Annotated in this window: 6 protein-coding genes; 5 read left to right on the top strand and 1 reads right to left on the bottom strand. The window is 43.3% G+C overall.

Annotated features, from left to right (window positions below; translation table 11 throughout):
• Positions 1-37: 37 nt before the first annotated feature.
• A complete protein-coding gene (locus ACW689_RS04930) occupies positions 38-3,670 on the bottom strand; it encodes a PKD domain-containing protein (RefSeq protein WP_476288912.1) in 3,633 nt (1,210 codons plus the stop codon).
• 745 nt (positions 3,671-4,415) lie between these two features.
• On the opposite strand from ACW689_RS04930, the gene ACW689_RS04925 reads away from it, so the two are divergent.
• From ACW689_RS04925 to ACW689_RS04905, 5 genes are all read left to right on the top strand, one after another.
• Positions 4,416-6,080, top strand: a complete 1,665-nt coding sequence (locus ACW689_RS04925) for a S8 family serine peptidase (RefSeq protein ID WP_476288910.1) — start codon at positions 4,416-4,418, stop codon at positions 6,078-6,080.
• 142 nt (positions 6,081-6,222) lie between these two features.
• Positions 6,223-8,172 carry a M4 family metallopeptidase gene (locus tag ACW689_RS04920; RefSeq protein WP_476288908.1) on the top strand — a complete coding sequence of 650 codons (1,950 nt, stop codon included), beginning with the start codon at positions 6,223-6,225 and terminating at the stop codon, positions 8,170-8,172.
• A gap of 345 nt (positions 8,173-8,517) precedes the next feature.
• Complete coding sequence (locus ACW689_RS04915) at positions 8,518-10,023, top strand: DUF3612 domain-containing protein (protein WP_476288906.1); 1,506 nt, start codon at positions 8,518-8,520, stop codon at positions 10,021-10,023.
• A complete protein-coding gene (locus ACW689_RS04910; RefSeq protein ID WP_476288904.1) occupies positions 10,020-10,865 on the top strand; it encodes a helix-turn-helix domain-containing protein in 846 nt (281 codons plus the stop codon). Before ACW689_RS04915 ends, ACW689_RS04910 begins: the two co-directional genes overlap by 4 nt.
• 94 nt (positions 10,866-10,959) lie before the next feature.
• Positions 10,960-12,117 carry a helix-turn-helix domain-containing protein gene (locus ACW689_RS04905; RefSeq protein WP_476288902.1) on the top strand — a complete coding sequence of 386 codons (1,158 nt, stop codon included), beginning with the start codon at positions 10,960-10,962 and terminating at the stop codon, positions 12,115-12,117.
• Positions 12,118-12,126: the final 9 nt, after the last annotated feature.

Here is a 12,126-nt window from a genome sequence, read left to right as displayed (position 1 = left end):
GCACTTTTAACGCTCAATTGTGCCCGATATTTTAAAGTTATTGTGGGCGACAGCCGGCGACGTCGTAATCAACAACTATCGTGGCACCTGTCGCATCTCCCGATATTTGTAAGTAGCCCCAGTAACGAGACTGTTCATTGATTTCATAGAACAGACATTGTTGGTTACCTTGAGTGAAGGACACGGCCTCATGATCGGAGCCATCAGTTTTTGGCCAGTGACCATCACCGAAATAAATTTTGGCATCAGAGGGGGCATTGATAAGTGTAATGGCAACGGTTTTTGGACCGCGGTCCATGCCCGCGAAAGAGTGGCCACGCGTACCGCTTATGCAACGTGGTTCACTTGGCGTTAGCCTTCTTGAATAGACACCATCGAAGTCGGCACAGGCGTCTGTTAATTGCGGGTGATCAACATTCACAGTAACGGTGGTATTGGCCGTCATGTTGTCATTGTCTGTCACGGTTAAGGTAACTTGGTAGATGCCTGCCTGCTCGTATCGATGAGTTGGATTGGCAAAATTGCTTTGCGTACCATCACCAAAATCCCATTGATAGGCGGTGATCTGCCCATATTGGTCGTCAGAGCCCGCGCTGCTGAAATCGACTTGTTGGCCAATTTGTAGCTGCGACGTTGAAGCTTGGGCGTGAGCAATGGGTGGCTGAGGTGCTGGTGGAATATTCGAGCACTCAGCAAAGCTGCATAATGCCTCAAGTGCGATTACATCCGTGTTATCAACAATACCATCACCGTTAATATCAAAGCTGCTGTCGATAGGCAGGTTTGCCGCGATAGCCGCGCTTATGGCATTGAGATCATCAGTGTCTACATTGCCATCTTGATCGTAATCGCCAATTGGGAGTACTTGATAGATAACCTGCACACTGGCGCTGGCATTTTTATCATCGGTGACAGTTAGTGTAACTGGGTAGCTACCCGCGCGTTCAAAATGATGTGTAACCACAGCACCTGAGTATGTTAAACCGTAATTTAAATCCCATTTATATTCAATAAGCGTTCCGTCTTGATCGCTAGAGCGAGTACCATCTAGTTCCACCGCAATGCCCGCTCTCACCGTTTGATTGCCACCCGCATCAGCATTGGGTAAACGGTTTGGCGCTGAGTGATCAGCATCACGATGAATATCATAATAAGCTCTAAAACGCAGTGACTCGTAATCTTTAAATGGGTCAATCATAACTTGATAGACACCACCTTGCTCAAACTGGCATAGTTCGGTTTGATTTGGTGCTTCCCAAGGGCGACAGTCATACTGAGATTTAGAAACAGCTTGATTACGACCCACATGAATGTCTGGGTCGCCGTTATAATATTCAACAAGTTCAAATGTAACTAAAGACGCAGCATCAGGCACAGCAAACTCATAGCGATAAACGTGCCCATTCGCGTGAGTAGCGAGCTCTAATTCATCAGCTAAATAAACACGCTCACAGTCGCTACATAATGGCGCATCATTTGGTGAAAGTTCAGTGATCACTGCACTGGTATGTGCCGTCGCGGTATTACCCGAATTATCTGTTACAGTGAGACTAACATTGTAAGTACCAGTGTGTGAGTAGGTATGTGTTGTTTGCGCATCGGTGCTTTGTGTACCGTCGCCAAAATCCCATAAATAAGATTCAATTTTTCCATCCGGATCATTTGAACCTGCACTATTAAATTCAAGCGCATGACCGACAGCCTCATAGCGAGTCTTGCCATTGACATTAGCAAACGGCAATTGATTTTGTGTGCTGGCAATTTCATAGTAAACCTGAATTGATGCATTGCTATAGGTTTCAAATGGCTCGATGAACAGGTCAAAATCTCCCCCACCTTGAAACTCACAGTATTCTGAGATCCCTTTCCAAGTAAAAGGTCGACAGTCGAAATCCGTTTTTGATACAGCATGATTTTTGGCGACGTAGAGATCAAGATCCCCGTTTATTTTGATTGTTCCGTCAGCCATTTTAGGGCCTTGATAGCCACCGGGCACCACAACTACGACGCGTGATGCCTCTTCTGGAACACTAAATTGAAAATCATACGTTTTACCTGGGCGTTCACTCCACGAGCCGTTGCTTTTGTTCGCCCATAAGTTGTCTATGCTCAATAGCAAGTAGCGTTGCTCTCCTTCCTGTAGGTATGGGTCTTCACCCTGAAGCACGCTGAATTTTGAATTACTAAATGACGTAAATGCATGTACAGAGGCAAAGTAAGGTTCAGTCACGTCTGGAATATCGACCGTTACAAGCTCTCTATCTCCTGCTGAGTTAAAAGACACTATGTCGGCCACCCATTGGTCCGAGTCCCCAGTTGGTGCTGTAGGAGCCTGCCCTTTTGAAACATACATATCAGGGTCTTCTGTATGTCCATTAAGGTAAAACAAGATATTTTTAGCATCAAAAGGTAAGTTTACTTCGAAGGTCTCAATCGCCCCTTTATCTGCAAATGGGATATCGTGGCTGGCAAGTAATTTTCCGCTTGGCTCAACATTCAATCCGGATACGCCATCCCAAGGGTGTGCACTATTACTCACATATTGGGAAAGGCCTGTTGCTATCAAATTTTCATTTGACCAAAGTGTATTACGAGCAGGGTTATGCAGCGCTGCGGTCATCCTGTTTACTTGTTCTTGTGTAAACATGGCGTAATTATCGGAGTAATGCATAAAATTTTCGGTGTTGGTGGGCTGCCCTAAGCAATTAGGTGCATTATTTTGCATATCGCTAGGCATAGACATTTGAGGTGTATCGCAGCTTCTGTCGCCTGTCGAAGCACAAAAGGCTTCATTAGTGATTGAACACTGCTTGGTTTCAAAGGTATGGATCAGATTTAACCAGTGACCGAATTCATGAGTGAGTACTGAGCGGAAGTTTTCACTGGTGTTGTTGCCCACATAATGACCGTTGTATACAATACGCGCTGTGCCTTGCTCCGTCATCGCTAGCTCGGGATACCATGCGACTCCTGATTTATTTAGCTTGCCATCATCATATAAATCATGCATTAGATAAACATTCATATAACTGAAGTTATCCCACGCATCAGCCTGTATTTGAGCTAAGGTTTCGTCATCATAATTACCATACCCTTTTTGCTCACGTGCATGGCGAACGATCCCCGAAGTGTCGTTGCCTTGTGGGTCTTTCCCTGCCAACACAAACTCTATATTGAGGTTTTCTCTAATAGCTTGAAACTGTGGTGCTATCTCGGGCGAGTCTATGGATAAACCTTGAAAATCATTATTTAGCTTAGTCAGCGCGTCCTGAATTTTATCATCGGTTAAACATTTTTGTGTTTCATCCGCACAGTTGTATTCATCACCATACACATGAAAAACCACAGGAATATAATAACGTCCTGGAATTGCCACACTGTTTTGGAGTAACTCTTCAGGTAGTGACGTACTTTCCAGGGATTTAGACATCATAGGACGTGAGAGCATTTTTGCTGCACGATATTGCTCAGATTCGCGCTGTAGTGCGGACCAGTCTTGACCATTGTCTTCAATGCCGCAATCGGGTGCTAACGCCTGCTGGAGTTGTTCGTTGTGTGTAAGCTTTATATGGCTCGCCGACTGAAGGGTGGAATTTGTGCCTGCATATGTCGTTAAATGTGCCATACAGGCACCAAACGTACAGATACCGGCTAGGGTTTTTAGTTTCATCTCGTTGTATCCTTGTTGGTAATTAAGCTTCTAATTAAAAACACTTTGATTAGTTTTTAATGGCTCTTTTATTTTTTAAGCTACTGTTTTTTTATTTTTAGCGATTTGATGTTGTTGGTTGTTTGACTACATAAGTTCGGTAGTTCAAGACACCTCAATAATGATTAAAATTGCACAAAATGAGTCATTTCATTCACCTTCTATTTGATCGCGTGTGAATTCATCACCGCTTAGTTTCAGTGTCCCAAGTTCGAGTATTAAGTTGGTAATTACTTAACGCCTTTGGGCAAATGTGTTTGTCCGTTAGACATTTGTGCAAGATAGGGAAGGTGAATTCCTGTTTACCATAAAGTGTTTACACACCCGATCTTGGCAGATATTTGAAATTTTTTTTCTAATATCGCAACAATAGTAAATACAAAGTTAAAATTTAAACTAGGAGTAATACGGCCATTAATGCAACAATTTCGGCGTTAGGTGGAGGGGAGGTGCACTGAAGCGCAGAAAGTAAACTCTATTAAATATATAAAAATCAAAGGCTAATGTGTTGGCTTTTTAATCTTGGTAAGCTTTTCCTTATATTTTTCACCTCCGCGTTAACACTTGTGGCTATTTTTTTAACAAGTTATACATAAACAGACCTATTCAATTGGTCGTGGGTTACTTTTTGATGTAAATGACAGCGATGTCCTTTTCTCTTAAAGCTAGCCAATCCTGTATTCACGTATAACTTAGAGAGTGATTTATGGAAAATATAAAAAGAAAGAGTACCAGTATTGCAATGTGTGCAATCTCAATAATTGGCTCTACCACCCTTTATGCAAGCACCCTCGCTCAAGACAATATGAAGGAGCGATTTATTATCAAACTCAACCCTGAGTATATTTTGGATGAATTAGGAAAAACGCAATATCTTCATAAAGATATGAATGAGGCAAAAGTAACAGTAATTGATAGTTTTGCGTCAAAGGCTGGATTAACGCTCACAAAACGCTTGTTACAGCAAGATGCAATGGTTGCCTATTTAACCCAATCTGAACTCAAGGTTTTAAAGGTCAATCACAGCGTTAAATTTATTGAGGCCGACCCAAAACGTTACCTCCAATCAGAATCCACCCCGTACGGTATAAGCTTAATTCAGGCCAACCAATTACCCGATGTGGGAGCGGCTAATCGCAAGGTCTGTATTATGGATACGGGTTATACCCTAGGACATCCTGATTTACCGCATGCAAATATCACCGGTGATGATGGTTATGGTGAATTTGATTCGGGCAATTGGTTTGAAGACGGCCATGGTCATGGCACTCACGTGGCAGGCACAATCGCAGCGATCGGGGGGAACGATTTGGGCGTTGTTGGTGTTAATCCATCGGGTGAGCTTGGACTTCATATTGTCAAAGTATTCGACTCACAAGGGAGCTGGACATATGGTTCTACAATCGCTGAAGCGGTTTATCAGTGTGCCGCAGCAGGTGCTAACGTCATCAATATGAGTTTAGGTGGCAATAAGCCTTCAGAGTTGGAACGTGAGGCATTTAATACAACTTATCAACAAGGTGTGTTGCATATCGCCGCAGCTGGTAACAGTGGTTTTTTAAACCATCATTACCCCGCTTCTTATGACGATGTGGTATCTGTGGCCGCGGTCGATGAGCAAGGAATGAAAGCGAGCTTTTCTACCTATAACGATCAAGTTGAAGTTGCAGCGCCGGGCGTAAAGGTGAACTCCACAACCAAAAATGGTGAATATGGGAATATGAGCGGCACATCAATGGCAACTCCACATGTGTCCGGTGCAGCGGCACTACTTTGGGGTTATTTCCCAAATTGTACTAACCAACAAATTCGCCAAGCACTCCAAGTAACCGCCTTAGATAAAGGCCCTGTTGGGCGCGATAATGAATATGGCTTTGGCGTGATTCAGGTGCTTGCCGCAAAGCAGTATCTTGACCAACAAGCCTGTGAGCTACCTGTAGGTCTGCCTGTTGCTAATTTTACCTACAGCGGCAACTTACTTGAAGTATCTTTCACAGACACATCCAGCGATAACGATGCCATTGTTAGCCACCAGTGGGCATTTGGTGATGGCACCAGTAGTGTTCAGCAAAACCCAATTCATACCTATGACAAAGAAGGCACCTACATGGTGCGTTTAGTCGTCACGGATAGCGAAGGACATCGCTCATTAAAAATTAAAGCGGTGAACGCCGATGATGGCATTGCGCCGATATGTGATGACCGACCCCAGTGGCAGCGTGATAAACATTATCGTATTGGGGATAAGGTGAAGTACTTGGATAAAAAGTACACTGCAATTCATTGGGGAATGGGTGCAACGCCAGATGTATTTACTCATGTTTGGAAGTTTGATGGGTTATGTGACGACCCCACTCAGAACGCATTGTAAGCATCACCTCTGGCTAGATGATAACTCTTAATATCGTCTACCTGCTCGTGACTTTAAATGTATCAAGTTCGGTTCAAACCATGTATCAGTATCGTCAGTCAGATGTATTGCTATACGTGGTTTGATTATTAGGGATAATCTAATGAAAAACACAATCAATAAACATCAATATTTACTCGTTTTGCTCGCTTTCAGTACATCGTCAGCTTGCGCAGCAGAGCGGGTTGACGCGGATACATTTTTTTCTGCTTTAAAGCAAAACCAGTCTGTTGATACTACAAGTGAACTCACTATACAAACACTACTGCGTGATGCACAAACCTTGCGCCAAGTCTCGCTACCTTCGGGCATTACAAAAATGCGCAAACAACAATACTATCAAGGGCTCCCCTTATTGGGAGAGACATTCGTTGTGGGCCTCAAGAACGATAATATTCATAGTTTATATGGCGATGTAATAACACACATTAGCGACGATATTGCGTCAACAATACCAAAAATTACAGCACAAGGAGCTATTCGAAAGGCATTGGAATATACACAGCTGAGTCGCTCAACGGTTCAAAATACCACAAAAAAGCTGCATGTCTGGTTAGATGATAACAACAAAGCACATTTAGTTTGGCTGGTTTCTTTTTATAGTGACGTCGTCGTGCCGACTCGCCCTTATTTCATTATCGATGCCCACAGCGGTCATATTCTGAAGCAATGGGAGGGGTTAGCGCATGTCTCTGTGCCAATAAAAGCAAGTGGCCCTGGGGGAAATGGTAAAACTGGACTCTACTACTATGGGGCTGAAGATGGGCTTGCAAAGTTCGATGCAATAGAGCGCCAAGGTACTTGCTATTTAGATAGTACCAATGTGACTACCTATGATATGCGTAACACCACAGGCGAACTGCATTTACACGAATTTGCTTGTTCAGAGAATACCACCAGAGAAGTAAATGGTGCGTTTTCGCCCTTAAACGATGCCCATGCTTTTGCACAGCTTACCGATAAAATGTTCAATGAGTGGGTTAACACGTCGGCGCTCACCACAAAAATCAAAATGCGTGTGCACTATGGGCAAGATAGAGCGGCCGCATTTTGGAATGGAGAGTTTGTAACTTTAGGGGATGGCACACAAAAAACCTATCCATCCGCTACATTGAGTGTGACATCCCATGAAATTGCGCACGGCTTTACGGAGCAACATTCGCAATTGGTTTATAGCGGTCAATCTGGTGGGCTCAATGAAGCCTACTCAGACATTACCGCGGCTGCGCTGAATCAATTTGTACACCAACAATTTAACTGGCAGATAGGTGACAAACTGTTGAAAGAGCCTGGAACCGTCAGGTCAATGGATAACCCCAAAATGAGTCACACTAGTCAATATGTTGAAGGTACCGGCGTACACACGAGTTCTGGTATTTTTAATAAAGCATTTTATGAACTTGCGACGATGACCGATTGGACCATAAAAAAAGCATTTAAACTGTTTACACTTGCCAATCAGCTGTATTGGACCAGTGACGCCACGTTTGAGTCGGCAGGAAAAGGGCTTTACCAAGCAGCTTTGGATCTCAACTACTGTGTAAACGATGTTGTTCTGGCGATGGAATCGGTTGGTGTTTATGATTCAGGTGTAAAAAATGACAGCTATTGCCCAAGTCAAGATAATGACGCGGGGCCTACAGCGCTATTTACGTATAATCAAACGCAGTTGCAAGTCAGTTTTACTGATCACTCAACAGACGATAATGGTATTGCCAGTTATTACTGGGATTTTGGTGACGGCCAATCGTCAACACTCGTAAGCCCGACACATATCTATCAACAACCTGGGAGTTATCAAGTTCGTTTGACTGTGATGGATAGCAAAAATATACTCGATCACACGTTGCAAACGATTCACGTTGTCAGCGACAGCTGTCATGTAGCCGCTTGGAAGCCCGATCAGATATATCGCTATCCAGATAAGGCCGCGTATAACAACTTAGTCTATCGGGCTCAATGGTGGACTAAAGGCAATCGACCTGATCTTAATTCTGGCAGTGGTAAAGTATGGCGCTACGTTGAACCCTGTTCGGGCGGCAGTGCGAATTAAAGTTTGAAGGAGGTATTCAAGTTTTGTCTTGCTTTAGCCACCTTTTCTGAAATAGGGGCAATCTAGCCCCTATGATCGCAGACTTCTCGAACAATTTTCTCTTGGACTAATGCCACCTAGCTTGTTTTCATTAGTGATAGAGCTTTGAGTGTCGCTATTTTATCACTCACTCAACCATCATATTTGAGTTTGGTGGCTCGATACTTAACCGGGTCAACTTGTGTTATTTAGGTTCTCAAAGTTGAGTGATTTCACGATAATTTCACAGGAATAATTTTACAGTGAAATTTTTACAGGCTGTGCTATTTTTGTACTCAGGATGATCATCTCACTGGAATAAAAATAATGAAAAACGACAGTAGTTTGATGCGAAAATCCCACTTTTTGGGCACAAAAATACGTAACTTACGTAAGCGTAATCACTTAACTTTGGAAGATTTGTCAGCGCGTTGTGTGCGAGTGGATGCGCAAACAGCACCTTCTGTGTCATATTTATCGATGATTGAGCGTGGCAAACGCACGCCCAGCGAAGAAATGTTAGAGAATTTGTCGGAAGTATTTCAAAAACCTCTCAGCTGGTTTTTAGACAATGAACCCGAGCCCGCGAGTATTACGCCACAAAAGGGCAATCATGGTGGTATTTCTGGCATGGTTCTAGAACCTAACTTTTTATTTTCTAATGATATTTTACAAATTGCTATTCCTGAGATGCTGTCTCAGGCAGGTATCGCTGGCCGACAGTTTGCACAGCTTTTGATCCGTGCTCATCAAGAACACCACCAAAACCATTTTCCCGATTTAGAGCGCGCAGCTGAGGATGTTGGCAAGAAAAACCTCTATTTAACGTCAGACGATTTAATGGCTATAGCCCAGCAATTTGGTTTAAAGATTTGTTGGTTTGAACAAGCGTGTACCAGCAAGATGAATGAAGCAGGGGAGTGCACAAAGCACCTCGTTACCTCCTATTTCGAACAGCCAAATCGTATGCATTTGAATACACTTTTAAAGAGCCGAGACAGCCGACTTAAATATGACCTCGCTGTACATATTGGTCATGCAGTACTGCACAACACTGAAGGGTTACATTGCAAACTCACGATTGGTGGCAGTGATTATAGTGAAGACAATTATCACAATACGCCCAATGCGCAAGATATTCTAAATGCTTGGCGAGATTTTGAAGCCAGTTTTTTTGCCGGTGCATTGCTTTGCCCAAAGCAGCCTTTTAGACAATTGCTGGATAGTGTGGGCTATGAGATCAATGTACATAAACAGCTCAATATTTCTGCCTCTGTGGCAATGCGGCGTATGACCGTGGTATCGCCTTATCCTCACTGGCACTATTTTGATGCCTATCAACCAGGTAAGTTGAAAGCTGTATATCGAGGCAACGGGATTCCATTACCGTGGGGCAATATGCGTGCAGTGCAAGACCCTTGTCAGCACTGGGCGGTGTTTAGGAAATTTGCACAGATATCGACTCAAAGTAGCACCCAGATGTCCATTTTACTGGTGGAAGGGGAGCCGCGTTTGTATTGTTGTGAGTCAGTCCAAGTGGCGGATTTGGCAGGGAACCCCCACGTTTTATGTGCAGGCGTTGACCTTAATCCGGCAATTGCGGCGCAAGGTCTTGATGTTTACAGCGTAGTGGCTGAGCTAAAAGCTTTATGTATCAAGCATGGCGGAGAAAGTGTGATCCCACATCAACTCAAGCAACAGCTAATGAGTGTAGCTAAAATTCTGAATATAGGCTGGGTTGAAAGAGGGTTACAAAGTGAGGTGCGTGTTATTTGTACACGAGGTAAAGCTTGCCCACGCCAGCCAGCATGCTATGAAAGGACATCACAGTGAGATTAGAGTGCCGTCCCATACCCTGTTTAAGTCAATATGTGGAGTGTTTTTCAATTGACAAACTTGTGGGTTGTCACAGCATAGCACCGCAAGGGGTGTTTGATATCATAATTAATGCGCAAACATTGAGTTATGGTGAGAAGAAAACGGTACTTAAGCCCTCCATGTGGCTTGTTGGCCAACACACTCAGGTTTACCATTTACATGCAAAAATGCCTACTTGGGTCTTCACTATTCGGCTTAAGCCTTTTGCTTTGCTACCGTTTAAACAATTCAATGCGTTAGAAATTAAAAATACGGTGGAAAACATCGCGACGAGTTTTGATGGGGTGGCGTTGCTTAGCCCGATCATCGATAACTTACTGAGCGAAGCGCAATCGCCAACCACTATGTTGGCTGTTTGCGCTCAACTTGCGCAGGCTTGGCTGCTGGATGTGTTTGATAAGTCAGCTTTTATATTGCCAACATTATTTCGTTCTCAAGCGAATTGTATTCTAGAAACTAAAGGGGATATACAAATTGCTGCACTGTGCGACAGGTTTGCGTTGAGCAAGGTGACCATGCGTAAGCACTTTTTAGCTCACAGTGGTTTATTACCAAAGGAGCTGAGCAGAATATGGCGCCTTAATCACTTTTTGATGTTGATTCAGTCAGCGCAATCTGCTCCATCAATGGCTTCAGCGGCTTTGGCGGCGGGCTTTTACGATCAAGCGCATCTTATTCGAGAATTTAGAAGCGTGTTTCAATGTACACCAAAAAGTTATTTTAAAGATCAATGCGTTGATAATAATGCTGTATCACAAATGCGCAATCGTTTTTACGGTATGTATGACCCCATTTAGTCAGTAAAATTGATTTGTTAATCGAAGCAAAGGTTATTCGCTTGTTCGTGGTAAAGTGGCTACAAGAAAGTGAATTATTATTAAGTGTAAGCGTATGAGCGTTGACGTCGTAAAAACCGTGATTTATTCAAGTATGCTTGGCGCGACGGCATTGGCGTTAGCTGATGCATGCAGTCGGCCAAAACAACTACAGACGCGTTTTTTAATAGCGTTGCTGTTATTTCTTATGGTGAATGTACTAGGGGAATTATATCTCTATTCAGGGGCCTATCGATTTATGCCCGCTTTAGCAGGCGCGCAGTTACCCATAAGAATGCTGATGGGCCCGGCACTGTATTTTTATGCCTATGCCACCATGTCGCCCAATAAAGCCTTACCAAAAAATGCGTATTTGTTGGCGCTTCTGGGCCCTTTGCTGGCATTTTTGGCCATGGTCCCTTTTGCATTTGGCTTAAGTTCAGCAGAAAAGTTAGCGCTTGCAGACCCTTTAACACGCGATCCAAAACAGTATAAAATTGCGTTGTTGACCTGTTTTAGTACTACCTTCATTTTTATCTTTTTTACCGCGTGTTATTTAGTTGCCACTTTAAAGTTACATCATCGTCACTGCCAGCAGTTAATGGACCGGTTTTCCTCAATCGAACGCAAGTCCATGGGGTGGTTTAGAGTTGTGCTGCTGTTGTGGGGGGCTGTATGGTTTATGCACTCAGTTGAATACATTTTGGTGTTTATGAAGTGGCGTTGGTTTGGTGCAGGTGTCGTATTACCACTATTTGAAGCGCTTGTACTGATGGCATTTGCACATTTGGCGTTAAAGCAGCCGGTACTTAAAGAATCTGACAAGGGCCAGCTGCAAACTTCGGATATCAGGAGCAAAACTCTCGGTGAGCAGAAAATGGCGCAGATTGCCGAGAAGTTAAAAAAACTTATGCTTGAAGAACAAATGTTTATGGTTGAAAACTTATCTCTCAACATGCTATCAAAGGCGACAGGCATAAGTGAAAACCATATTTCTGAGACTTTATCTCAACACCTAAAGACTAACTTTTTTCATTTCGTAAATAGTTATCGGATTGAGTTAGCGACAAGATTGCTGGGTACTACAGAAAAGTTAGTATCCACTATCGCGTATGAGGTAGGTTTTAATTCAAAATCGACATTCAATGCAGCTTTTAAAAAACACACTGGCTTGACACCGTCGACATTCAAAAAGCAGCAAAAAAGCGCGTCTGAGGATAAAATTTTGAATTAATACGTTCGA

It is taken from the genome of Pseudoalteromonas sp. ABE4_541 (assembly GCF_056312285.1).
The sequence above is the reverse complement of the archived record's forward strand: the minus strand, read 5'-3'. Positions and strand labels throughout refer to the sequence as shown.